Genomic DNA, 25,181 nt, shown 5'->3' with positions numbered 1-25,181 from the left:
GACAAAAATAGCCTGCATTACCTTGCAGGCTATTTTTATTTTATCGAACGACAAGTACCGAGATCTTCGCATAGGATACAATCCCAGAAGCATTTGAACCTAATAAATGCGTTGAAATACTTGGGTTACGTGAGCCGATAACAATAAGGTCAGCATCAATTGCCTCAGCTTCCGATAAAACCTTATCTCTTGGTGAGCCAAACTCAACCTTATAAGAGATTTTATCTGATGGATAATCAATTTTTTCAATGATTTCTTTTAGCTGTTCTTCTGAACGCTCAAGGGCTTTTTTAGCAAATGAAGATAATAAATCATAATGATAACTGTAGCTCATTGAAAACCTTGAAACATCCGGCACTGAGTGAAACAAGTGAATTTTCGCATTTGAGATTTTTGCTAGATAAATAGCATGTTTTAATGCGTTATCTGTTAATACATCTTCAGATATATCCACGGGAACCAAAATTGTTTGATACATATGATGCCCCTTATTAATTGTGTTTACATTTTTATTCAAGTTGTATTGTTGTGTATTTTTACAACTTAGTTATTAGGCGTAGCGGGTGAATATTTTCCTTTTCATCTTTCAAAGTATAGTCTTACTACACTAAAAAAGCTGTGAAGCCCCTTACTATTACAACAAAAAATTATTCTTCTAAATGCCATTTATGCAAAATTCGATGAATGAAAGGCGTTACAATTAATCCAATACTGATAATAAAAACGCTTTGTAAAAATAAACCATAAATAGCGATAAAGAAACGACCTCCTCGAGTAATCGGAGAGGGCTCAATAGCTTGCCCACTCAACATTGACAAGGCATTAAGCATTGACTCAACAACTGAGTGGCCTTCAATAAAATAAAAGCCGATGATACCGGGTAATAACCCAAGAAAAAAGATCAACAGCCCGAGTAAATAAAAACGCAAAACTCTCAGAACAAAGTGTTCAATACGCAGTAATTCTTGCGAAAATTTTTCCATACTGACTCAAACTCACCTTGTTATAAGTAAGATAAATCAACTTGAATGATAAAACTAATAGAATTAGCAATACCAATAATGAAATAAAAAAAGAACCTACCCTATTAGCAGGTTCTCCTCTAATTATTAACGTACAACCAACACGGATGTTTCCGCGTAACGCACTATACCTGCAGCCGTTGACCCTAAAAGATGAGTTGTAATATTTGGGCGACGAGAGCCGATGACAATAATATCTGCATTAATATCTTTTGCTGTATTAATCACCTCATCTCGTGGAGAACCAAACGTTATCGTATAACTCACGCCATCATGAGGTAAATCAATTGAATCCATTAACATTTTCATGTCTTCTTCCGCTTTCACTGTCGCACGGTCTTTTATTTCCATGTAACCTAAAGCGTACGCATTAATAATTGCTGATGAAATGGGTAAAACATGAATAAGATGAATTTTAGCGCTCGATTGTTTTGCTAGATTAACGGCATGACGAACGGCTTTACTGGTTAATTCATCTTCGGTTAAATCGATAGGGACCAGAATCGTTTTATACATAACCCCTCCTAAAATAGTTAAAATGAAGTTCTACAACAAAATTATAAACAATTACTAATAAATGTCTCTTATCCACAAAGATAAATGAGATCTCTAGCTACAAATAAAAACCGACTATTCTCTTAGCCATGGCATCACCGTTAAACCAACTAACATACCTTCTGGGCTTAATAACCTTGTTACTGTATGTCCCCATGGCTCTATTCGATTATTAACTAATAAGATATAACCTTCCTTAAGGCAACTGTTCGTAATTTTTTCAATGTCGGCAACCTCAAATTCCATCCAACTTTGCGGTATCGGTATCTTTTCAGGCCATTCACTTTGCCTAAAACACGATTGGGCTGCTTGTTCTATAGGCCAAAGTGCAAAATGTTTAACACCTTCAAGCCCTTCTTGTTCGCAAGTTAACTATTGGCTCCCCTCTTCTATTGGTTTTAAAGGTAGCTTTAACAACTCAAGATAAAAAGAATGGCTTTTTGTGCAATAGCACCTAAGCCGACGACACCCACCTTTAATTTTCGCATCATAAACACGCCTATTAATGATTAATCTCAGCAAGAATAATCTCATTAATCGTTTTTTTTTAAATTTTTTTTGTCAAAAAAGTGATTTTTATTAGATCAAAATCTGCAATGCATTGTTTTTTATAACAAAAAAATGAATTAAGATGAGAAAATGAAAGAAGTAACTACATAAAAAAAGGGGTTGATTTCTTAAATGAGAATGGTTATCTTTTACCTTGTGAATACTTGAGTAAATCACTCAAGTTTATCACAAACGACATTGCTCACATTGCTTCCAGTTTAGCAGGCCAACTTTATATGTTGGCCTTTTTTTTGGTTTAAATTACCCATTTATTTTCTGCTTATTGCACTACTAAAGCTCCATGATTTTAAATGCCCAACATACGATAAACGTTGAGTTGGCATAAAAGTCGGTACATCGCCTGTACGCATATGTAATATATCTGCAGGTGTTATCCATGATGAATTCCCTTCAAACAATGGGATCCCCGCATATTTATAAGCATCTAAGACAAACTGTGAACAAAAGAAACCATTAGCTTGGTCTATATCATCGCCTAATTGAACTGTCGCTAAAGTTCTTAAGCAAAAATTACGTATCGTTTCACCAATTAATGGAAGTTCGCATACTCTTTTTGTGATCATCCAAGGAGCAATCATCACAATACCTTTGTAGTTATACTTGTTTCCATTATTTTGAACCGAAAATTCACGTAATTTTTCTGCATGTAATGATGTTAAACCGGCTTGTCTCAATACGACCATGTTATTAGAATCCTTCACTGCTTGGTCTAATGTAATGATCCTAACCCCACTTCCTACAGATTCTGCGACTTCCCCCAGCCCTAAGTAAATAGATGCGTGGCTTACCCCGCTAATACTAAATAATCGAATTCCCCATGAATTTAACCCTGTAGCAGATGATAAAAGAATATCGCCTGGTAACATATCCGAAACAGCCAACGTCTCTACAGAATCCCCAATAGGAACAGTATTTGCTTGTTGAATATTAAATTTCAAACGATTAGTTTCTTCATCAGACTTAAACTGAGTAGAGCATCCTGAAAGAGAAAAACAAAATAAAAGTAGAAGGCAACAATAAAATTTCATTCTACAACACCGACAGTCATCTTTTTTAGTTTTTAATTAATGCAGATAATATCGCTTAATCTATTTTATGACTACTGTTTATTTTTTGTAATAGAATACTCATAAAATGACTCATAAAGAGGGTATATAGAAATGAGCTAATGTAATTTAATAAGAAAACTCTAGTTCGGATAAAATAACTTAAACCCCCTAGTGAATCTAGAGGGTTACATCCATTCAATTAACTAATAACATATTCTGGGTAAAACACAGTTACTGAATGATATGTTTTCTTTTCTGTCGCTTTATTTTTTTGCACCGCGACTATCGCATTATCTTTTGAACCTAACGATACACGTATATTCCTCTTAGAACGACTTAATTTATAAGGCATACCTAACAAACGACGTGCACTATTATTACTAACCATTATCGACTCCTTAAACTACTAAATTAAAAATTCATTAAAAAATGAATATCAAAAAATATAGTCATCGTTGACCACAAAGGCTTTTTTTTTGTTTCATAAAAATAACAAAACAAAGTGTAACGTATTTAGTATAACACTAAACCAGTAATATATAATCCAGCTTTGCTTATTAGTTTCACTGCGTTACCATGCAGCCCATGGTATTTTCTTATATATTCTATATTCGAAAATTTATTTCCTACTCTAATGGTGAAGCAGGACTCGAGCATTTATCATTCCAAATTTGATTAACTTGTTCTGGCAATAATATTTCATGCCCTCCATCAATAAATGGAATTGAAATATCCATACGGCCGTTGTCATTAGTATACGATTTAACAATAAAGCGCTTAAACCCGTCAGGCTTTTCATTTTTATATCGATAGACCTCCCCACAAACATAACCTACCTTACCATTATCCGCAGTGTAGCGAGAAAAATGATATTCAATATTCCTAAATTTTGCCGCTTGTGGATACGCTAAAACATCATAAACATTCTTTTTCACCTGCTCAACTAAACTTAATTGGGTTGGCTTCATATAAAGTGCTCCTAACAAAAATGCAGCACCAAAAACCAGTATCGCAATGATTACTTTGAAGAAATTCATTTTCATTCTCACCATATATGTCCAGTTTTGTGGAGATAATATTCATTATGATGATAACCAGATATCAATTTAAATCCATCTTTAAAACGTAAAATTTTTATATTTATCCTTTTTTTTCCTCAATATATCAAATATAAAAACCATTTAAGATGTAGTGTTAATTTGTGTTTAATATTACAGCTATTTTCTTCCCTTCATCTTCCGAAAAAACTTTCTGGTTTCTCTTGTTTTTCTTTGTAAACAATCAGTATAGTAAGAAAACAATACAATAGCAGGAGCTCAAAAATGAAAACTGTTGGCCTTATAGGCGGTATGAGTTGGGAATCAACATTACTATACTATCAACAAATTAACGAAGGCATAAAACAACAGCTAGGTGGCTTGCATTCTGCTAAAATTGTTTTATATAGTGTTGATTTCGCAGAATTAGAACAGTACCAATCTAACGGGCAATGGGATTTAGCGGCACAATGTTTAGCTGATGCAGGGGAGCGCTTAAAGCTTGCAGGCGCCGATTTTCTTGTCCTTTGCACCAATACTATGCATAAAGTTGCACCATACATAGAATCACAAACGGGTCTTCCTTTATTACATATCGCAGATGCAACTGGTGACCGAATTATGCAATCAGGTATTAAAAAGATTGGACTCTTAGGTACCGCTTTTACTATGGAGCAACCTTTCTATAAACAAAGATTAATTGATAAGTTTAATTTGGATGTATTAATACCTAACGAGAAAGATAGAAAGACAGTTCATGATATTATTTATAATGAATTGTGTTTAGGGAAAATCGATGTCAATTCTAAAAAAGAATATCAGCGTATAATGGCAAAACTAATAGAAAATGGTGCTGAAGGTATCATTTTAGGATGTACTGAAATAACATTACTTATTAATCAAGATGATACTACAGCAAGAATCTTTGATACCACCGCTATTCATGCTCAAAAAGTGGTAGAGGTAGTACTGTCTGTATAATCAGATTTAATTAACAATAGATCTTATCTTAAATAACTATAGCTAAAAATAACCTATGTTAAATAATAGTATCAAAATTAACATATCATCTAGTAGAAAATAGTATTTTATGCTATTTAATAGAATTTCATATTCAGTATCTTTCACCTCTAGATTATAAAATATAACCGTGTTATTTTTATCATAATTTACTATACTTATACTATAAGGTTTAATTTCAACTTTATCATCTTAGATATACCTCCTCTTAATTTTACAGATTATTACCCATTGAATATAATCTTCCATCTAAGATAATAAAAAAGTCAAAATCAAGCTTAATAACAGGTTACTATGAATAAAAATAATGTTGGTAATGCAGTACTGGGTGAACTCATTAAAAAAAAGCGTATAGAACAACAAATTACGACAAAAAAAATGGCAGAACTAATATCTATATCTGAAAAATCATATATAAAATATGAAGATGGGAGCCTTCCCATATTTATTGAGCACCTTATGATACTCTCTAAAATACTCAATATAGATATCAAAACCTTCTTTGATACTTACGTCAACGCACAACCAAGTGTATGAGTGTACGTTACTATCACGCAAATTGTGCCTTGCATTGAAATCGTTAAACTTGAGACCTCAACAAGCAAAAATAGGCTAGCTAAAATGCAGGCATAACTGCAAAAAGATATAAAAATTCACTATGAATCAATCAAAAACAGAGAAGTTCCCTTTCTAATAACAATCATATTAATTTATTAGAAGTAAAAATTATGAATTATACCAAATTTAATATAGAGACATGGTTACGTAAGGAGCATTACAACACTTACGAGAAAACCATAAATTGTGGGTTTAGTTTAACAAGTAAAATAGATATTACTAACCTTAAAAAGCATATAGATTCAAATGGATATAAGTTTTACCCTACGATAATTTATTTATTATCACGAGTCGCTAATACTTATAAAGAATTTAGATTCGCCAACAAAAATGGTGAGCTTATTTTATGGGATAAAGTGAATCCCAGTTTTACAATCTTCCATAAAGAAACTGAAACTTTTTCTTCGTTGTGGTGTGAGTACTCTTCAGAAATGACGATATTTATGGATAGCTATCACCAGCAGGTAACATTATATAAAGATAATTTCAAGTTATATCCTCAACCCCAGCAAATCGATAATGTATTCTATGTGTCATCTCTACCTTGGGTCTCATTCGACAGTTTCAATCTAAACATTGCAGATAGTAGGAATATTTACACACCAATATTCACAATGGGGAAATATTATAGCGAAGGTAATAAAATATGGCTTCCCCTATCAGTACAAGTACATCATGCTGTTTGTGATGGTTTTCATGTGGGTAAATTTTTAACTACTTTGCAAAAATTATGTGATGAATTACCTCATTAATGTCCACGAATGACTTTCTAGCATGAAGGAAGCCCTGACTTCCTTCATTTGTATCAAACTAACTTTTTTATGATGATAATTTCATCATTTTTAGTTAAAAAATAACAAACTTATATAAATAATATCTCCAATAGCGCCACTTTGGGAAATATATTCTGTTGGCGTAATCACCATTTTAATAGTATTAGCTAGTAAAGAAGAAACCAATTCAATAGGATCAGCTGCAGGCATATACCCTCCGAGTTTTCTTATATATTAAGTACTTATTGGTTCTTAGGCAATAAGATAAAGACTATAAAGAAGACAGCACTACTAGCAGATTTTTCACTTTTTATAAATTTCGCTGACCAAACTCTAACTCTATGACAATAATAATTTAAAAATAGAATTTGCGATTATCTATCAGCAACAGAATGTTGCAACTTAAACAAACTGTAAAAATTTCTCCCTGATATTGACCAAAAAATTCTCTAATTAATCACTGAGTCATTACCTATATTTAGTTTCTGTATTTTAAACAAGAATCACCCGAGGTTATTATTGATACAATTTACCTTAGAGAGTTATGATACGTTCTGTAATTAAAGATATTAATTTCGATGTATCAACGTCTGTAATAATTTTGCATTTAGCTTCATTGTACCTAGCTTTTGAGGCATGGTTAATGAAAGTAGATGTATAAGCAAAACTATGACCAAATAATTTATTCGACTCATATTCGATAGTTATTGAACCGTCAACACCTGAAAAAATTTCGGGTTTAATGAGATACGCAATAACACAAGGATCATGAAGAAATGGATCAAATTCAGCATATCTTCGGCACATTTCAGCCACAGTCTGAGCGATGAGACCACCTTTTTCCAAAGGACCGCACAAACCCGCCCTTATATCAGCTTTACTTGTTACATCCAAACCAAGCATAGTAATGTGTCGCGCACTATCAAAAACGATATGAGCGGCATGAGGGTCTACATAAAAATTAAATTCAGCAGCTGGCGTTATATTTCCCTGTGTAAATGCAGCTCCCCCCATAACGACAATATCTTTTACATTATCAACTAATTTTGGCTCTTTAATGATAGCGACTGCGATATTAGTGAGGGAAGCCATAGTACATAATGTTATTTCACCTGGATTTGACATTACCGTATCAATAATAAAATCCACCGCGTGACCAGAATAATTTTGATAATCTGATGATGGCAAGAGCACTCCGGCTAAACCATCAGTCCCATGAACATGTGTTTTACTCCCACTTTTTGACATTAATGGACGTTCACAACCTTTTGCTAGGGGGATATCCTGCCTATTTGCTAATGTAAGCAATTGTTTTGCATTATTATGAACCTTTTCTAATTCAACATTTCCTGCAACTGTAGTGACCCCTATTAATTTTATTTCTGGAGAAGCAAGAGCTAAAAAAATAGCTACGGCATCATCTACCCCAGGATCACAGTCTATTATTATTTTGTGCATTTTATTACTCTTTATTTATTTTCATACAAAAATACCAACAATCGTCGCTGATAAACAGCTGACTAAAGTTGAACCAACAATCAATCTAAAACTATTTGATGCAATCATTTTTCCATGTTCTCGGCTTATACTTGTAACGCAACCGATAATCATTCCGATAGAACCAAAATTTGCAAATGATATTAAAAATACAGACATAATTGCATCCGTTCGTGGTGTTAAGTTAGTTAATTTCATATAATCAATCATAGCAACAAACTCATTTGATAAAATTTTAGTCGCTATAATTGTCCCAAAAGAAATACTTTCATCCCATGAACTACCCAAAATGAAAGCTAAGGGTGAAAAAATATAACCCAAAATTCCCTGAAAACTAATTCCTAAAATATTAAAAAACACATCATTCAACATACTAATTAAGGCAACAAAACCAATAATTATGGGGACAATTGCAAGAATAAGTTTAAAAGCATCCTGCATGTGATCTGTCAACACTTCGAAAAATGAACCTCTTTCGCTTTTATTCTCCCCCATAGGACAAACTGCAATATTAGTAGGTTCACTTGGGTTAATAATAGAAACAATAATAAAAGTACTAAAGAAATTGAGACTAACACCTATAAAGACATAACGTGGCTCAACCATTTGTGTATATGCGCCTAGCAATGCAATATCTACTGTTGAGACAGTGCATGCAGCAATAGTATACATCTGTGCTTTAGATAGCCTTGGAATGTAATCTTTAATTGATACATATGCAGGCATCATTCCGACTATCACAGCACTAATAGCAGCGAAAGACTCCAACTTCCCAACTTTAGATATTTTGTTAATTAGAAAGCCTATAGTATTAATAATTAAGTCTAACGCACCGATATATTTAAATATTCCAATTATAGAACAGATAAAAACTAAAGGTAGAAGAGCGACAACAACAAAAACCATAGAGGTTTTACTGCTTATATCGCCAAAAACAAAATCAATCCCCTTATTAGCATAATTAATTATATAATGAATACCCGATGCTATACCATCAAGGGTGGCAAGACCAATTGTGGTGTTTAGCATAATAGATGCCACAATAAGCTCCATTATCAACAATATTAATATAGATGGAAGTTTATGTTTTATATTTTTTTTACTAAAACTAAGAAGGTATGCTATAAGAAAAACAAAAGTTAGACTAAAAAAGAATATAAAGTATTTCATTAATATCACCACCCTAATGGATTTCAATCATGATTGGTTGGTTTAATATCTCCTTAACCTACTAATTAAAAACAAAAAATTAAATATTATTTTAAAAATATTATCTAGCTTAAAAAGATAACTTTAAGCATTTGCATTTAATCTATAATTATATTGATGATTCGAACTTAAGCGCAAAAACATAATAATCCAAATAAACAATATTAGTATGTATTTTTAAACATAAAATCCTTAAAATGTGAATCCCATCGCACTTACAAACTGTAATTTAAATTACTACTTCTCTTTTTATAAACAAGTGACAGAGCTATTTTCTTTATAAAAAACACCAGTATCCCATTGATATTAAAATATTAAACCCTTCTAAACCTATAATAACACACTCAAGCAACCTTTTATTTTCACTAGGGATTGAAGAATCGCCAATTTAAATGAAAGGATATGTTCTATCTAAATTTTAGGAGTTTATGATTTATAATACTAATATAATTCCTACCGTGATTAACAATTTAATAAGTTACTAAAATTACCAACTACTGATAGTAATATAAAAAACAATAGCAAAAACCTTATTACTTATTCATTCGACTTATTCCAAATAAGAATAAGAAAAACTTGATATAGTTGTATTGTTTAAACATAAAAAAACATATACTTTAGAAATTTATCAAAAAGGAAAGCCATGATTGAAAAATATAGTATTCTGCATCTAGAATAAATGCATAAAATATCGTTCAATTTTCCTACAACAAGATATCTGTGATTAAAACTCTACCATAAAATTTTCAGTGGTCATCATAAAAAATTCGAATACCAATCGGTATTAATTTTCAATGTACGGCAATTTATATTACAGTTAGCACTTTCAAATGCGCGATATTATTGACGAAGGACCGCATAAGTATTTAGCGATTGAAATTGATAGGCATTACCAGCAAAACATGTTATCAGAATACGCTTAAAGCCCAAAGAAGGCTCCCTAAACAAAATCGAGTCAATAATAGTCCCTGGTTCATTTCAGTCAAAATACTAAATTATTGTAAAAATAACCAAATAACTCTGTCTCATATCAACTTGATAAACCAAATAAAAAAGGATAATGACCCGTTTCCACGGAAACTAGAGCAATTATAGTAGTAAAATTATAACCAAAACCGAACACATAAAGCTTAAATCAGCTTTTACTGATGGCATATCCTCACCGGTTAGAAAATGCTCAATTTATGTCGCTCTATTAAAGGTAGGTGAGTTCCAATTTTCCCCTCTTTTAACGAACTGGTATCACTCTCCCCTTAGGTTCTGCTATCATGAGCTTCTTTTTATAAATCTCGCTGATTAGGCTTTAAGCATAGAAGAATAATCATTTAAAAGCCGAATGTACAATTATCTATCAGCAACATAAACCCCCAGTAACAGAACAGTATAGAATGACAACAAATAAAGAACAGTACAACTTAAACAAGTTGCAAAAAAGAATTCGCCGTGATGTTGGCCAAGCAATCGCTGACTTTAACATGATAGAAGACGGTGACCGGATAATGGTTTGCTTGTCTGGAGGTAAAGATAGTTACACGCTGCTTTCCATACTGCAAAGTTTGCAAAAAAGTGCCCCTATCCAGTTTTCATTAGTTGCGGTTAATTTGGACCAAAAGCAACCCGGTTTCCCTGAACATATTTTACCTGCATACCTTGATAACCTTGGTGTAGAGTACAAAATTGTTGAAGAAAACACCTATGGGATCGTAAAAGAAAAAATTCCAGAAGGGAAAACAACCTGCTCATTGTGCTCGCGTTTACGTCGTGGGATTTTATATCGTACAGCAACTGAATTAGGTGCAACTAAAATTGCACTTGGTCATCACCGTGATGATATCTTACAGACTATGTTCTTAAATATGTTTTATGGCGGTAAGTTAAAAGGTATGCCACCTAAATTAATGAGTGATGACGGAAAGCATATTGTCATTCGCCCGCTCGCTTACTGCCGAGAAAAAGATATTGAGCGCTTCGCTCAGGCTAAGGAGTTCCCGATTATTCCATGTAACCTATGTGGCTCTCAACCAAATCTACAACGTCAGGTTATTAAAGAGATGCTGCGTGATTGGGATAAGCGTTATCCAGGCCGAATCGAAACCATGTTCCGTGCTACTCAAAATATTGTACCGTCTCATTTATGTGATACTGAATTATTTGACTTCAAAAACATTTCTCATGGAGATGACATTATCAATGGCGGAGATCTTGCGTTTGACAAAGAGGAGCTACCGCTTCAACCTTTTATAGATGAAGATGATAAGCCCGAATTTACAGCAGAACGCCTTGATATTATTGAAGTTAAATAACGTTTATTGATAACCTCTTCATTGGAGGTTATTTTTCTCAGATTTGATGCAAAAAAAAGCCGATGTAAATTACATCGGCATTACAGTGGTCAATTATTCTGTATAAGAACTCAATATGAGAAAAACTACAATTATGGAGCACAACGTTCATCGCTCAACGTTGCATTCACCTGCAGGACTAATACTGCACTAAAACCTCAGTAGTTTTATTGATTTATCTCAAACTAGGTCCGGTTATAGCAAATAAGTCGTCAATATTAGAGCCAGCGGCTTTTTCTTAGCCACCACAATACAGTTCCAATCAAGGCGGCTAATAAAACACAAAATACACTAAAGGCAAAACGAAATTCATTACCGGGGATCCCCCCTAAATTCACACCAAATAACCCCGTTAAAAACGTTGTTGGTAAGAATATCATGGCCATTAATGACATTGTATAAATACGCCGGTTCATCATTTCAGTCATCATATTCGTTATCTCGTCAGAAATAATCGCTGTACGGGCAATAAAACCATCGAGATCTTCAATACAACGCCCTAATCGGTCAGAAATTTCTTGAATTCGACGGCGATCCGTTTCATCTAACCAAAGTAATTTTTCCGTTGTCAAACGGGAAAACATATCTCTTTGCGGGGCCATATAACGGCGGATCACAATAATTTGTTTACGAAGTAAGGCAAATTCCCCTCTATCAGGAATTTCGCCATTTAATATGGAGTCTTCCATATCAATTAAACGCTCATGCAAAGAATCAGTAAAATCACTTATTTCATCTGTAATAGAATCAGCAACCTCAACTAACCAATCACCCGTACTTTGCGCACCAACTCCCTGATTTAAGTCATCAATAACAGGATCTAAGGAATTTACTTTTCGATGACGACTAGAAATAATTATCCGGTTATTAATAAATACTCTAAATGCAATTAATTGCTCAGGCCGTTGGCCCGCATTGGTATTTAATGTTTGCAATGTTAATAAAATACCATCACCAACACGGATCAATCTCCAACGTCCTGAATGCCCGGATAAAGCAGACTTCACCTGTTCATTGAAGAGATCTGATTGCTGGATCCAATTAAAACTTTGCGGATCCTTATAATCATAATGAAGCCAGAACGGAGACTGCTGATTCGCGCTGGCATTCACGTCGATGGGAAGCAACCCACCATCTCCATTTAACTGAAATGCATGTACTGGGTTTGAGTGTTGGAATAACGAACCATAAATCAACCCCATGCAATATCTCCCTTTTTTTACATATGATATTTGTAATCGAACAGCTAAAATTTTGCAATTTTTTCAAAAGACACATTAGTCATTACTAGATTGAACTACAAAAAAAAAGATAAACAACCATAAAATTGAGGTGGTCTTACAAATAACAAAATATCGCCATATTTGCTAAAGAAAATCACATAATTGACACAAACGAACAATAAAGTTTTCGATGATTTTTTTATTATAAAAGAGTAGTGTTTATTCCTTTTTGGTCCTCCTTCCCATTCTCCAGAGGAAGGAGCTTTTTTATCCCCTTCAGAAAAAACAGCCCGCACTTTGTACAGGCTGAACACCTATTTTAATGTTTAATAATATAAAAACTGTGGCTATAAGCGACATCTTCAGGGTTGTTGATCGGATACCCCTTCAACCAAGGCTTAATTAAGCGTGCATTCGTATATTGGTAAATTGGGGCAATTGGCGCTTCTTCTGCAATGATTGATTCCGCATGATTATAATAGCGGTTGCGTAATTGCGCATTTGTCTCAATACTCGCTGATGCGATAATATCATCGTATATCGAGTTATTAAATTTTGCTATATTGCCACTATGTTGAGAAGTGAGTAGAGATAGGAATGTTGAAGGTTCATTAAAATCACCTATCCATGATGCTCTTATAACATCAAAATTTCCTGTATTACGGCTATCTATATAGGTTTTCCATTCTTGATTAACTAATTTGACCTCAGCCCCTAGTTTTTTCTTCCACATAGAAGCAATTGCAATCGCAATTTTCTGATGATTTTCTGAACTATTGTATAATAGTGTTAACTCTAATGGTTGATTTGGACCAAAGCCGGCTTGTTGCAATAATACTTTTGCTTGCTGGTCTAATTCTTTTTGTGAATGGCTATTGTAAAGCCCTTTTTCAGGCTTAAAGCCATCGGTAACATCGGGCGTAAAATAATTTGCGGGTTTTTCCCCTGTGCCTAATACCTTATTCGCGATTAATTGGCGGTCAATTGCCATAGATAACGCTTTTCTGACACGGACATCATTTGTTGGTGCCCGTTGGGTATTAAAAGCATAGTAATAAGTCCCTAATTGGTCTGGTGTAAACACTTCATTAGGAATATCTTTCAATAATTTTTGATAGCGTTGTTTTGGAAATGATTCGGTAATATCCAAGTCACCTGCTAAATAACGATTTGTTGCATGAGATTCTTGGTTAATTGGGATAAATGTTACTTTGGTAATAGTGGTATTTTTATGGTCCCAATAATATTTATTTGGAACTAAAACAATTTTCTCATTAACCACTCTGTCAGATAAAACAAAGGCGCCATTCCCGACTAGATTTCCTACTTTTATCCAGTCATTGCCAAATTTTTCAACCGTTCCTTGATGCACAGGAAATAAACTAAAATTAGCCGCCAATGATGGGAAATAAGGTACTGGCTTATTTAAAGTCACCTTTAATGTGCGTGCATCTACCGCTTCAACACCTAACTGCTCAACGGGTAATTTTCCATCAATAATCTCTTGTGCGTTGTTAATGCCAGCTAATGCCGCAAACCATGCAAAGGGTGATGATGTTCCCGGTGAAACAAGTCGTTGCCAACTATACACAAAGTCTTGAGCCGTGACAGGGTCACCGTTTGACCAACGAGCATCAGGTCTCAGTGTAAATGTCCAAATACGATTATCTTCCGTAGTCCAACTTTGGGCTACCCCTGAAATTGGCTTGCCATGGTCATCTTGGTTAACTAGCCCTTCAAATAAGTCACGCATGACTTGCGCTTCCGTTAACCCCACGGATTTTACCGGATCCAAAGACGCTGGTTCATCCTTTAAATGACGTGTAACCTCTTGGTTTTCAGCTAAAACTGTGCCCGTCGGTATCACTGCACTCATAGCGGGTGTAGTAAATAAAATTGAAGAAATCAAAACCGTTAAAGGTGTAACTGAACGTTTATGCATTGTATTTTCTATCTTGTTAATATAAATAAAGTTAACTAAAAGCTGAGTTAAGTGATTTCACGTGAAGATGCTATTATTAACAACATGACTGCATTGACTGATTAAATTTCATTTAGGTAAATTATTATTTGAACCAAATACTCATATCGCGATAAAAAACATGAAGTTATAGGATAAAAACACCCTTAACTTAGGGAGAATCAAACAACAATACAACTGAATTATTCTGTAGTTTATCTTAATTAATCATAGGCTTTCATATTTTAAAAATCTACATTTCTCCTGTAATTAGTTGATTTTTTGGCCTAAATATACATAAACTAACACTTATATTATAGAATAATAAACTAGTATATCCTTACCACTTTTCCGGTAGCTAAATAATGGCTCAAGAAACCAATACAGACAGAATTTCTTTTGTTACACTCCATTAGGTGATTTAAAAACATGCATAACAAAAAACGCAAGCACTGATAAAGCTTGGTGTTATATGATGATGCACCACACTCTAATAAAAAGAATGTAATATTGCCTGGCTCTCCGCGCTGTAGAACTCAAGGTAAGTGATAAGATTTTTGTATAAAATTTGGTCATTAGTAAAAATGTAAAACTCAGCACTGTATAACTACCCATTAAAAAGCTTTAATCGCAAAGTTTTTTTATTAGAAGATAGATTAGGTTAAGGTTAGCAGTGGCTCACTTTATGAACGGGAGAAAAATTCATGTCACAGACAGTTAAATTAAAAGGTAATGACATCACAATCGATGGTGTATTTTTACAAGCAGGCTCTAAAGCTAAGCCCCTTACCCTTGTCACCAAAGATCTCAGCGAAGCGACGCTGGAAACTTATGAAGGCAAACGTAAAGTTTTAAATATTTTTCCAAGTGTAGACACCGGTGTTTGCGCTGCCTCAGTTCGTAAATTTAACCAGCTAGTAAATGATTTGGATAACACTGTAGTATTGTGTATTTCAGCCGATTTACCTTTCGCACAAGCACGTTTTTGTGGTGCAGAAGGTTTAGATAATGTCGTTATGCTATCTTCTTTCCGTAGCGATTCATTTGCTAATGACTACGGTGTTGCTATTGCTAGTGGCCCATTAAAAGGACTGAATGCACGCTCTGTTATTGTCTTAGATGAAAACAATAACGTTATTTATAGCCAGTTAGTTCCTGAAATTACTGAAGAACCTGATTACGATAGCGCATTAAATAGCCTAAAATAAGCTTTTAAATCATTTAGTTTACTACCATTAAGAATGAAGCGGGAATTTCCCGCTTCATCTTCCAATATCAGCACATACTTAATCCACATGAGCCCAATACAACGGCTGGTGGTTTTTCGCATTAACAACATTCGCAAATAACTTGTTATCACTCATTATAGAGATCAAAGTATGAGAAAGCGTGCTTAATACTTTTAAGGCTTGATCCTGGGTTACAGGGCAACAAGATGTCAAAATATCAATAATAAGGTCTCGTGGCTTATGCCCATTTTTTACCAATGCCTCCCACGTAAACCGATTTTTTTTCGTTAAGTATTTTACTGCAGCTTTATTCATTAGATAAAGTTCGGCTGCAGAAGCAGCAGACTCAAACATATCATTTTTATAATGACTCTGACTCATGTATTCGCGTAGCTTACGATTTACAACAAAATTAATCGTGAATTGGTCCATGGCAACTCCTTGTAGGCTAAAACCCATCAGATGAGATTACGGTACCCTAAAACAGCAGCTGTCTTTGTTATATAGCAGGAAAATTCACCAATTAGCAATAGTATTAGTAGGGTTTTGCTATATTAAACACAAGATAAAAAAGATACGTCTTTAAAATAATTTTGAGCCAATGTTCCATTTTCATAGGCTTCATCCATTGTTCTCACTACATATTGGCAATACTTATTCATCTCGTCTTCAGGCATTGTTATTGCTATGTCAAAACCACTAAAAAACCAACCCTATTATTGTTAATACACAAATTATGCTTTTGTTCATTTAGCTTAGTTTTGCTCTTTTTTCGTATTAAGGCCATATTCTCTCAATTTATTGGCAATTGCCGTATGAGAAATATCCAAGCGTTTGGCTAATTTTCGAGTACTCGGATAATCACGATACAAACGCGCTAATACTGACGCTTCATAGCGTTTAGTAATTTCATCTAGCGAACCATTAAGCGAATCTAAAGCCAGCGCGGGAGGATTTACTACATCAGGTAATTGGATATTCTCTGCATCCAATATATTGCCATTAAGCTGAGTTAACCCTTGATAAAGGGCATTTCTCAGTTGTCTTACATTACCCGGCCAATAATAACCGCTTAAAAATTCGATTAGTGAGGGCGCCAATTTAGGCTCTGCAATATGAAGCTCTTTGGAAAAACTGGCTACAAATGTCTTGGTTAGCGGTAGAATATCTTCTTTGCGTTCACGTAATGGTGGGATGGTTAATGTGAGCACATTTAAACGATAATAAAGATCTTCTCTAAATTTTTTTTCTGCAACTAATTCAGGTAAATTTTTCTGGGTCGCACAAATTACACGGACATTCACCTTAACTTCACGTTCTTCCCCAACACGCCTAAATGTTCCATCATTTAAAAAACGTAACAACTTAATTTGCATTTGTGGTGACATTTCAGCAATTTCGTCGAGCAACACCGTACCGCCATTTGCCTGTTCAAAAAAACCTTTTTTGCCTTCTACTGCATTTGGGTACGCTCCAGCTGCATAACCAAATAATTCACTTTCTACAACATCATCCGGCATCGAAGCACAATTTAAACCTAAAAACGGTTCTTTTCCTCGAGCACTATGCAAATGACAAGCTTTCGCTAGGATGTCTTTCCCTGTCCCCGTTTCACCGACAAGTAACAATGGTTCATCAAGCATAGCAACGCGTTTAGCGCGTTCAACCACATTTGCCATAACAGGACTAACTGCAATAATTTGTTCAAAGCCACTACCATCCACCTCAACGACTTGTTGCCGTTGCTTATCTAAAATTTCAGCTGACTTCAATAATAATACAGCTCCAGTACAATGGAATTTACTATTTTCATCCGCCAAAATAATAGGCGTCACTTGCATCAGGTAGTCTTTGCCTTTAATGACGACTTTCTCTGTATAAGCTTCTGGTAACTCTCGTTCAAACCACCGTGATAGCCCCTGGTTACCCACTAATTGAGAAAAGGTTTTTTCTCGAATTTTTGCCTCATCATAGCCAAATAATTGCAATGTCATTGGATTAACCAACTCAATATTTAGCTTATTATCAATAGACAAAACAGGTTCTGGAAATGAGTTCAATAACGCCCAAACCGCTTTATGCTCTCTTTCTGATGGCATAAAATAAATCCGTCGCACATCGATAACGCCATTAATACGCCGGATTTCTGCCATCAATGTGCTGAATACCTGAAAATCCACAGGAGTAAAATTTAGGTAAATCCTACGTTGGGGAGATATTTCAATACCTTTCAAATCAATATTTTGTAGGACTAGCAAATCAAGTAATTCACGCGTTAAACCGATACGGTCTTGGCAGGTCACTTCGAGGCGCATGGATAGAAACCTTTATCAAAAAAGCCGAGAGAATGAGGGTATTTTAGCTTTAAACATTAAGGGAATACAGTGTTTGTGTCACAAATTGTTGACAGCCTGTAAGCTTTGTAGTTATCAACATATAAAATCACTGCTTTTCTCAATTTTTTGTGACTTGAAATGAGAATAAAAACATTAATCAACAAATGATGCTGTAGGGTGAGTTAAAACTGTCAACTCCCCCTGCCAACAAGGTTTCTCTATACTTTTTCTTTTTTACTCGGAATCACATTCTTCAATTGGCCAATTAACTGATGGCGAAAATCGGCTAAACGTGGCTTATTTTCAATCCAAGGTAGCGGTCGACATAACTCCATGGCCTTAATACCTAAACGCGCAGTTAGCAAACCTGCACCAATACCTTGTGCTGCTCGTGTTGATAACCTTGCGGTAATGTCTTGGGATAGCCAATCCATCCCCACTTCACGAATTAGTTCAGATGCCCCAGCAAAGGCAATATTTATCAACACCATACGAAAAAGCCGAATTCGGCTGTAATAACCGAGCTCAATGCCATAGATTGCCGCGATCCGATTAATTAAACGAATATTTCGCCAAGCAATAAATGCCATATCCACCAGCGCTAACGGGCTCACAGCAATCATAATGGCCGATTCAGCGGAACAGCGACTAATTTCTTTACGTGCTTGTTCATCAAGGATAGGCTGTACCATTCGACTATACAATTCAACAACTTCCCTATCATTATGAGAGTCATGAAGAGTGGTTTGCCAATTAACAATCGCCGGATGCTGCATTGATAACGCAGATTGTTTAGCCAGTTTTTCACAAAAAGCCTTTCCTTGCCCCATACCATGGCTATGCAATAATTCGCGAGCAAAGTCCCGCTCCTCCGCGCGTTCTCTTAAACGATACAACCGCCGCCATTCGCCAATAACCGACCCAACCCCTGCCACAACGATTAAGCCACCCGCCGCTGCAACACCTAGTGCAGTCCAATCTTGCGTTACCCAAGATTGATGGATCCAAACACCGAGCTGAGCAACAACACTAACCCCAAAAATCCCCGCGGCCGTGCCAACTAATTTCCGCCAAAAACTCCGTTTTGGTTTTAACGCTTCGTTAATCAGGCTTTCAACATCACCCTCTTGGCTGTCTTGTTCGGCTTCCAAAGACACTGGAGTAAATTTCTCAAGTTCTCCTTCATCAAAAACTTGGGCTTTTTTTAGCGATTCTTTCGCATTATTTTCACTACTCTCAGCGAAATCTAAACGCTGCTTTAAGGGTTCATTCATTTCAGTTTATCTCCCAACAAAAATTCAAGCGCACTGTCCATTCGAATATGAGGCAATGGTTGATCCATCGGCGTTGGCCTTGGTCTGAAATCTTCAAATTGAAAACCTTGAGTTTGCCAGAATTGCTCATTTGGTAAGCGTTTTGGTACTTCCCCTGGATAAAACATTAACGGTTGTCCATCACTTAGCCGATTCCCTTTTAACGCAGGGAGTTTTTCACCTTTATAATCCACAAGACCACTTTCGGTGGCTTGTATTGATGCTAGACCAACACAATCCATGCTGATCCCTTCAAATGCCGCATGCTGCCATGCCTCTTGCACTAACTGTTGCAATAAAGCCACTAAATTAGCATGTTGGTCTGGGGTTACATGGTCTGACTTGCTCGCTGCAAAGAGCAATTTATCAATACAAGGTGAAAATAAACGTCTCAACAGTGTGCGTTTTCCATAGTGAAAGCTACGCATTAATTGGCTTAATGCCATTCTCATATCATTAAAAGCGTCAACACCGCTATTTAGCGGTTGTAAGCAATCAACTAACACAATTTGTCGGTCGAAACGTTGGAAATAATCACGATAAAAGCCCTTTACAACATGCTCACAGTAATATTGATAACGTTGCTGTAATGCGCCAATATTGGTGTTTTTACCTGCCTGTGCGAGCTTTTTATCGCCATACTTGGCCACATTCGGCCATGGGAAAAATTGCAGAGCGGGCGCTCCTGCTAATTCAGCGGGTAAAACGAAACGTCCCGGTTGAATAAAATGTTGGCCTTGAGCCTTGCATTCCACTAAATATTGAGTGTAGGCAGCTGCAATTTCAGCAAGCAAATTTTCATCAACTGGTGCTAACGGGTCACATTTTTCACACAATGCCAGCCACGATTGGGCTAAATGTGCGCGTTCCCCCTTGATTAAGCTGTTCATTTGTTCAGACCACGCTAAATAATTTAAATCTAGCATGGGTAAATCCAGCAACCATTCGCCGGGGTAATCGACAATCTCTAAATATAATGATGAATTATCAACAAAGTGACGCAAAAAAGAGTCTTCTGAGCGGTAATGTAATTTAAGGCGTATTTCACTAACACCTCGTGTTGGTGTTGGCCATTGTGGCGGTTCCCCATAGAGTGATGCAATCCCATCATCATACGCGAAGCGTGGCACTGACAAATCACGGTGAGGTATCCGTTTCACCCCTAACAACCGCTTATCACGCGCGGCAGAAAATAAAGGCAGCCGCGCACCCGCATTCACATTCAATAATTGATTCACTAGTGAAGTAATAAATGCGGTTTTTCCACTGCGGCTAAGCCCTGTTACTGCGAGCCTAACATGACGATCAACACTTCTATTCATCAAATCAGTTAACTCACTGTGCAGTCGTTTCATGCTCCTCCCAAGACTTATCCTTTCAATTTAAACTCATGTTACGTCATACTGAGTTCTATAATTTAGCATAAAACAAATTGTATTAGGTTAACCGTTTAATGAGTACATTAAGCAACCATTTACTTGCCAATAATTTAATTATTCTGCCTATAATCCCAGCAGGGCTATAAGAGATAAGCAACACGGCCGCAAGTCGAATGCCTTTTTGCAGAAGACGTTTTTTTACAAATTTTTTGATTCGATAAAGAACGTTATTTGCCATAATTCACTCACTTTTTGATAAAAAACAAAAGGGATTTGGTTTTAAAACCTAATCCCTTATCATGTGATGGCGATACGATTTGTTATAGATTTCGAAATTTACTGTTCACTGTATAAGTATCTGATGTGACATATCTTTCAATCTGGCGTAGCTTCATTTCACCCGATTTTAATTGTGTATCGATTTGGTTAATCAAACTGCTAACTTCAGGGCCAATATCTTGCTGTGAACGGTAGCCACTTGGCGCCGTTTCTACGACAAAGCACATCACGATATATAAAATCAATGTAATTCCAAAGCTTACAAATAAGGCCAATACGGCTAATGCTCTAACCAAAGCAACCGGAAGTTCTAAGTATTCAGCAATACCTGAACACACACCACCGAACACACGTCTATCCGTTAAACGATAAAGTTTGCGGTTGCGAAATTGAGTCATTATTTTTGCCTCCAATTTGGGTGTTCTGCATCCAAAATATCTTCAAGCGTTTTAATGCGTTGCTGCATCTGTGATGCTTGCTCTGCTAATTGCATTAAACGTTGTACTTCATTTTCAGTTAGCTGACTCCCCTGCCCACTATTTTTTTTGCTGTAGTGTAACCACAGCCAAATAGGCAGAATAAAAATGAGAAAAATAATTAATACGAGAGACAGAAAAACGTAGCCCATCACATATCCTTATACATATGGTTAACCTATCTATGGCACTGATACGATATGGCTAACGTACCAGTGCATCAAAATAACTGTTACTGATCTTTATTGATTTTAGCTTTAAGCGCTGCTAATTGCGCGCTTATTTCATCGTCTGCTTTTAACTCTGCAAACTGTTGGTCCAGTGATTTTTGTTTACCAATACCATAACTTTGAGCTTCGCCTTCCATATGGTCTATACGGCGTTCAAACTGTTCAAAACGCGCCATTGCTTCATCTAGTTTGCCGCTATCCAGTTGGCGACGTACATTACGACTAGACTGTGCAGCTTCCATACGAACAACCATTGATTGTTGCTTTGCACGAGTTTCTTGCAGTTTGTTCTCTAATTCTGTGATTTCACCTTTCAAGCGAGTCAAGGTTTCATCAACAATAATCAGCTCGTGTTTTAAGGTATCAACCATCGCACTCACTTTTTGCTTTTCAATCAGTGCTGCGCGCGCTAAATCTTCTTTATCTTTCACCAGCGCTAATTCTGCTTTTTCTTGCCAATCAGCAACTTGTTTTTCGCCCATTTCAATGCGACGTTCTAAACCTTTCTTTTCTGCTAAAGTACGTGCTGATGTTGAACGGATTTCAACTAACATGTCTTCCATTTCTTGGATCATCAGACGGATCATTTTTTGCGGATCTTCTGCTTTGTCTAACAAAGAAGCGATGTTTGCATTAATGATATCGGCAAAACGTGAAAAAATACCCATTATTTATATCCCCTTGATGGATTTAATCATTCTGTAGCGCCTCGACTGATTTGGCTTCCAACCCATACCTGACGCTCCGTAAGTCTAACAACAATTCGCATGTTGCTGTATTTAGCTATTGCTATTCACATATTAAAAATAGCAATTTGCATGCCAACTTTTAAATAAACTTATATCAATATGATTTTAAAGAGAATAATTATAAGCTTTCCCTAGAAATCATTTTAGTCTATAGTTCAAGCATCGGCATTTTAAACCAACTATTGGTGAAAATAACCATGAAAGAATCCAATGAACCTATTCTTGGCGTTTCAAGTAATTTTCTCGATGTGCTCGAACAAGCCTCTGAACTCGCACAGCTCAATAAACCTGTTCTAGTTATCGGTGAACGCGGCACGGGTAAAGAGCTTATCGCAGATAGACTCCATTACCTTTCCCCACGCTGGCAAGAAGCTTTTATCTCTCTCAATTGCAGCGGACTCAATGAGAATTTGCTGGATTCTGAATTATTTGGACATGAAGCGGGGTCTTTTACGGGAGCCCAAAAACGCCATCAAGGGCGCTTTGAACGGGCTGACAAGGGTTCTCTTTTTCTTGACGAACTAGCCACTGCACCTATGTCAGTTCAAGAAAAACTCCTGCGTGTCATTGAATATGGCGAACTTGAACGTGTCGGTGGAAGCCAAGCTTTACACGTAGATGTGCGTCTAATCTGTGCCACAAATGCCAATTTGCCCGAGCTTGCCAAACAAGGCCGTTTTCGAGCTGACCTCCTAGATAGACTAGCTTTTGATGTTATTCGCCTCCCCCCATTGCGTGAACGGCAGCCCGATATATTATTACTCGCAGAACATTTTGCCATTTTAATGTGTGGTGAATTAAGGTGTTCACATTTTACAGGTTTTACCTTGCATGCTCAGCAAGCCCTACAACACTACCCATGGCCAGGTAACGTGCGCGAATTAAAAAATGTTATTGAACGCTCAATATACCGACATGGAAACCGTGCGGAACCTGTCGATAATATTATTTTTAACCCATTTGGCGAAAAACTCGCAGAGTTACATGAATTACAAAATACTCTGTCCTCACAACCTACCCAGCAACAAAAAACAACATTGCCTTCATTACCTTGTGATTTACGTCAGTGGCAACAGCAGTCTGAAAAAGCGCTATTAGAAAGAGCATTAAAAGATTGCCATTTTAATCAACGTAAAGCCGCACAACGGTTATCATTAAGTTATGACCAACTTCGGGGGCTAATAAAAAAACATCAAATAAATATTGAAATTTAATAACTGGTAGTCCAAAAAATAAAAATTTATTGTTTGGACTACTGTATTATACTTAATACGTAAAAATAAAATTAAACATCTCCTTTTTTATTACTAAATATTTCCAATTCCATATTTTAGTTTCAAGAGTTATTTATTACCCCTAACTAATTAAACCCGACAAGGAATATAGAAAAAATAAAATAAATTGATTTATTTCAACGATTTAATTTAATTAAAAAAAATAAACAACCACTAGTTCAATTTACACACCCAATGAGTTAAAAATAGTAAAATAATGGTGGATAGTAATTTTTACTGACCATTACATATAAACATCATTGATATTCAGCACATTTAGTTAATTAAATATCCATACTTAAGCTATATTCAATTAATACTAATGTTATCTTATTAAACTATTTTTACACCTTGTCATATTTAACTACTGCACGAAATATATTTATATGATATCTCTATTAATATGATTTTTATTATATGAGGAGCCGATTATGAAGAATATAAATATACTCGCTATCACTTTTTTTCTTCTAGGGTTATCTCCTGCAGTCAGCGCGGAATCATTAATGAGAACTTTTTCTTACTGTGACTCGGCTTTTTTCGAAAAAATAAAAGATTACCCTGTTTTAAAAGATGTATCTAATACACTGAAAAATAGACAGTTAAGTGACAGCGAACAAGTTTCTATTAATCTCAATTTTTCACCAACAGGTCTTGTTACTTTTAACCGTTTTTTTATTAGCCATAGTAATTTTGACAAATATGATGACTTCACTTATTTAGGATTACGCGGCCAATACTATTTTTGGGGATTTGAAACCACTCAAAGCCTTGAAGAGGTTGTCCGTTATACTTCATCAAAGATTGCTATTATAAAGGTGGGAAATACTTACATCTATTCACCGATGATCCGCCATAATTTGCAAAGCAAATGGGTGTTTAACGAATACGCAACGCAAGACTACAACTTAGACCCGAATGCTGCTGAAAAAATGCTGGTTATTGAAAAAGATGAGCAAAGAGGCGTTGTTCGTTTCTTGTGTACTCTCCAAGGTAAAGTGACAGATGAAGACCTACACTATGTGGGTTTAGAGTAATAAC

General features: G+C 35.7%; 26 protein-coding genes. 7 read left to right on the top strand and 19 right to left on the bottom strand.

Going from position 1 to position 25,181, the window contains the following annotated elements; all coding sequences use genetic code 11:
* Positions 1–40 precede the first annotated feature (40 nt).
* The 7 genes from M0M83_RS09445 to M0M83_RS09415 all read right to left on the bottom strand — a co-directional run bounded on the left by M0M83_RS09445 (position 41) and on the right by M0M83_RS09415 (position 4,164).
* Positions 41–478 (bottom strand): universal stress protein, encoded by a 438-nt coding sequence (locus M0M83_RS09445; RefSeq protein WP_102139662.1) that lies wholly within the window; start codon positions 476–478, stop codon positions 41–43.
* Positions 479–647: 169 nt separating this feature from the next.
* Positions 648–983, bottom strand: a complete 336-nt coding sequence (locus M0M83_RS09440; RefSeq protein ID WP_125891009.1) for a hypothetical protein — start codon at positions 981–983, stop codon at positions 648–650.
* Positions 984–1,109: 126 nt separating this feature from the next.
* Complete coding sequence (locus M0M83_RS09435; protein ID WP_248468345.1) at positions 1,110–1,538, bottom strand: universal stress protein; 429 nt, start codon at positions 1,536–1,538, stop codon at positions 1,110–1,112.
* Between the two features lie 114 nt (positions 1,539–1,652).
* Positions 1,653–1,823 carry a hypothetical protein gene (locus M0M83_RS09430; protein ID WP_248468344.1) on the bottom strand — a complete coding sequence of 57 codons (171 nt, stop codon included), beginning with the start codon at positions 1,821–1,823 and terminating at the stop codon, positions 1,653–1,655.
* 572 nt (positions 1,824–2,395) lie between these two features.
* A complete protein-coding gene (locus M0M83_RS09425; RefSeq protein WP_213912825.1) occupies positions 2,396–3,175 on the bottom strand; it encodes a YaeF family permuted papain-like enzyme in 780 nt (259 codons plus the stop codon).
* A 220-nt stretch (positions 3,176–3,395) separates the two neighbouring features.
* Complete coding sequence (gene sra, locus M0M83_RS09420) at positions 3,396–3,584, bottom strand: stationary-phase-induced ribosome-associated protein (protein WP_125891007.1); 189 nt, start codon at positions 3,582–3,584, stop codon at positions 3,396–3,398.
* A 238-nt stretch (positions 3,585–3,822) separates the two neighbouring features.
* Positions 3,823–4,164 carry a hypothetical protein gene (locus M0M83_RS09415; RefSeq protein WP_248468343.1) on the bottom strand — a complete coding sequence of 114 codons (342 nt, stop codon included), beginning with the start codon at positions 4,162–4,164 and terminating at the stop codon, positions 3,823–3,825.
* Positions 4,165–4,518: 354 nt separating this feature from the next.
* Here M0M83_RS09415 and M0M83_RS09410 point away from each other — a divergent pair, with 354 nt between their 5' ends.
* From M0M83_RS09410 to catA, 3 genes are all read left to right on the top strand, one after another.
* Positions 4,519–5,214 carry an aspartate/glutamate racemase family protein gene (locus M0M83_RS09410; RefSeq protein ID WP_125891006.1) on the top strand — a complete coding sequence of 232 codons (696 nt, stop codon included), beginning with the start codon at positions 4,519–4,521 and terminating at the stop codon, positions 5,212–5,214.
* A 333-nt stretch (positions 5,215–5,547) separates the two neighbouring features.
* Positions 5,548–5,790 (top strand): helix-turn-helix domain-containing protein, encoded by a 243-nt coding sequence (locus tag M0M83_RS09405; RefSeq protein ID WP_125891005.1) that lies wholly within the window; start codon positions 5,548–5,550, stop codon positions 5,788–5,790.
* Positions 5,791–5,981: 191 nt separating this feature from the next.
* Positions 5,982–6,623, top strand: a complete 642-nt coding sequence (catA, locus tag M0M83_RS09400) for a type A chloramphenicol O-acetyltransferase (protein WP_125891004.1) — start codon at positions 5,982–5,984, stop codon at positions 6,621–6,623.
* A 90-nt stretch (positions 6,624–6,713) separates the two neighbouring features.
* Here catA and M0M83_RS09395 read toward each other — a convergent pair whose 3' ends face one another.
* The 3 genes from M0M83_RS09395 to M0M83_RS09385 all read right to left on the bottom strand — a co-directional run bounded on the left by M0M83_RS09395 (position 6,714) and on the right by M0M83_RS09385 (position 9,311).
* Positions 6,714–6,854, bottom strand: a complete 141-nt coding sequence (locus M0M83_RS09395; RefSeq protein WP_213913240.1) for a hypothetical protein — start codon at positions 6,852–6,854, stop codon at positions 6,714–6,716.
* Positions 6,855–7,178: 324 nt separating this feature from the next.
* A complete protein-coding gene (locus M0M83_RS09390) occupies positions 7,179–8,102 on the bottom strand; it encodes a nucleoside hydrolase (protein WP_125891003.1) in 924 nt (307 codons plus the stop codon).
* Between the two features lie 21 nt (positions 8,103–8,123).
* Complete coding sequence (locus M0M83_RS09385; protein ID WP_248468342.1) at positions 8,124–9,311, bottom strand: NupC/NupG family nucleoside CNT transporter; 1,188 nt, start codon at positions 9,309–9,311, stop codon at positions 8,124–8,126.
* A 1,427-nt stretch (positions 9,312–10,738) separates the two neighbouring features.
* Here M0M83_RS09385 and ttcA point away from each other — a divergent pair.
* Positions 10,739–11,653: a tRNA 2-thiocytidine(32) synthetase TtcA gene (ttcA, locus tag M0M83_RS09380; protein ID WP_125891001.1), complete on the top strand. Its 915-nt coding sequence runs from the start codon at positions 10,739–10,741 to the stop codon at positions 11,651–11,653.
* Between the two features lie 257 nt (positions 11,654–11,910).
* On the opposite strand, the gene zntB is transcribed toward ttcA, so the two are convergent.
* Together zntB and M0M83_RS09370 are read right to left on the bottom strand one after the other, a co-directional pair.
* Entirely contained in the window at positions 11,911–12,894 is a 984-nt protein-coding gene (zntB, locus tag M0M83_RS09375; RefSeq protein ID WP_102139674.1) for a zinc transporter ZntB, read from the bottom strand.
* Positions 12,895–13,234: 340 nt separating this feature from the next.
* Positions 13,235–14,857 carry a peptide ABC transporter substrate-binding protein gene (locus M0M83_RS09370; protein ID WP_248468341.1) on the bottom strand — a complete coding sequence of 541 codons (1,623 nt, stop codon included), beginning with the start codon at positions 14,855–14,857 and terminating at the stop codon, positions 13,235–13,237.
* Between the two features lie 722 nt (positions 14,858–15,579).
* Here M0M83_RS09370 and tpx point away from each other — a divergent pair.
* Complete coding sequence (gene tpx / locus M0M83_RS09365; RefSeq protein ID WP_125890998.1) at positions 15,580–16,083, top strand: thiol peroxidase; 504 nt, start codon at positions 15,580–15,582, stop codon at positions 16,081–16,083.
* Between the two features lie 78 nt (positions 16,084–16,161).
* Here tpx and M0M83_RS09360 read toward each other — a convergent pair whose 3' ends face one another.
* From M0M83_RS09360 to pspA, 7 genes are all read right to left on the bottom strand, one after another.
* On the bottom strand, positions 16,162–16,536 hold the full coding sequence (locus M0M83_RS09360) for an ATP-binding protein (RefSeq protein ID WP_102139676.1): 375 nt from the start codon (positions 16,534–16,536) through the stop codon (positions 16,162–16,164).
* 323 nt (positions 16,537–16,859) lie between these two features.
* Positions 16,860–18,419, bottom strand: coding sequence for a transcriptional regulator TyrR (gene tyrR, locus M0M83_RS09355; protein ID WP_125890997.1), 1,560 nt, complete (start codon positions 18,417–18,419; stop codon positions 16,860–16,862).
* A 239-nt stretch (positions 18,420–18,658) separates the two neighbouring features.
* The gene (locus M0M83_RS09350) at positions 18,659–19,714 is read right to left on the bottom strand and encodes a YcjF family protein (protein WP_125890996.1); all 1,056 of its coding nucleotides are present in this window, start codon (positions 19,712–19,714) and stop codon (positions 18,659–18,661) included.
* The gene (locus tag M0M83_RS09345; protein WP_213913243.1) at positions 19,711–21,108 is read right to left on the bottom strand and encodes a YcjX family protein; all 1,398 of its coding nucleotides are present in this window, start codon (positions 21,106–21,108) and stop codon (positions 19,711–19,713) included. Before M0M83_RS09345 ends, M0M83_RS09350 begins: the two co-directional genes overlap by 4 nt.
* Before the next feature lie 344 nt (positions 21,109–21,452).
* A complete protein-coding gene (gene pspC, locus M0M83_RS09340) occupies positions 21,453–21,809 on the bottom strand; it encodes an envelope stress response membrane protein PspC (RefSeq protein ID WP_004263899.1) in 357 nt (118 codons plus the stop codon).
* Complete coding sequence (gene pspB / locus M0M83_RS09335) at positions 21,809–22,039, bottom strand: envelope stress response membrane protein PspB (protein WP_004263897.1); 231 nt, start codon at positions 22,037–22,039, stop codon at positions 21,809–21,811. The genes pspC and pspB overlap by 1 nt, the downstream gene beginning before the upstream one ends.
* Positions 22,040–22,119: 80 nt before the next feature.
* On the bottom strand, positions 22,120–22,785 hold the full coding sequence (pspA, locus tag M0M83_RS09330) for a phage shock protein PspA (RefSeq protein WP_004263893.1): 666 nt from the start codon (positions 22,783–22,785) through the stop codon (positions 22,120–22,122).
* A 278-nt stretch (positions 22,786–23,063) separates the two neighbouring features.
* Between pspA and pspF the strand changes: the two genes are divergently transcribed.
* On the top strand, positions 23,064–24,080 hold the full coding sequence (gene pspF / locus M0M83_RS09325) for a phage shock protein operon transcriptional activator (RefSeq protein ID WP_248468340.1): 1,017 nt from the start codon (positions 23,064–23,066) through the stop codon (positions 24,078–24,080).
* Positions 24,081–24,571: 491 nt separating this feature from the next.
* Entirely contained in the window at positions 24,572–25,177 is a 606-nt protein-coding gene (locus tag M0M83_RS09320; protein WP_213913244.1) for a hypothetical protein, read from the top strand.
* Positions 25,178–25,181 lie beyond the last annotated feature (4 nt).

It is taken from the genome of Providencia rettgeri (assembly GCF_023205015.1).
GTDB classification, from domain to species: Bacteria; Pseudomonadota; Gammaproteobacteria; order Enterobacterales; family Enterobacteriaceae; genus Providencia; species Providencia rettgeri_E.
Note: the sequence above shows the minus strand (reverse complement) of the source record. Positions and strands in the feature narration are given on the sequence as shown.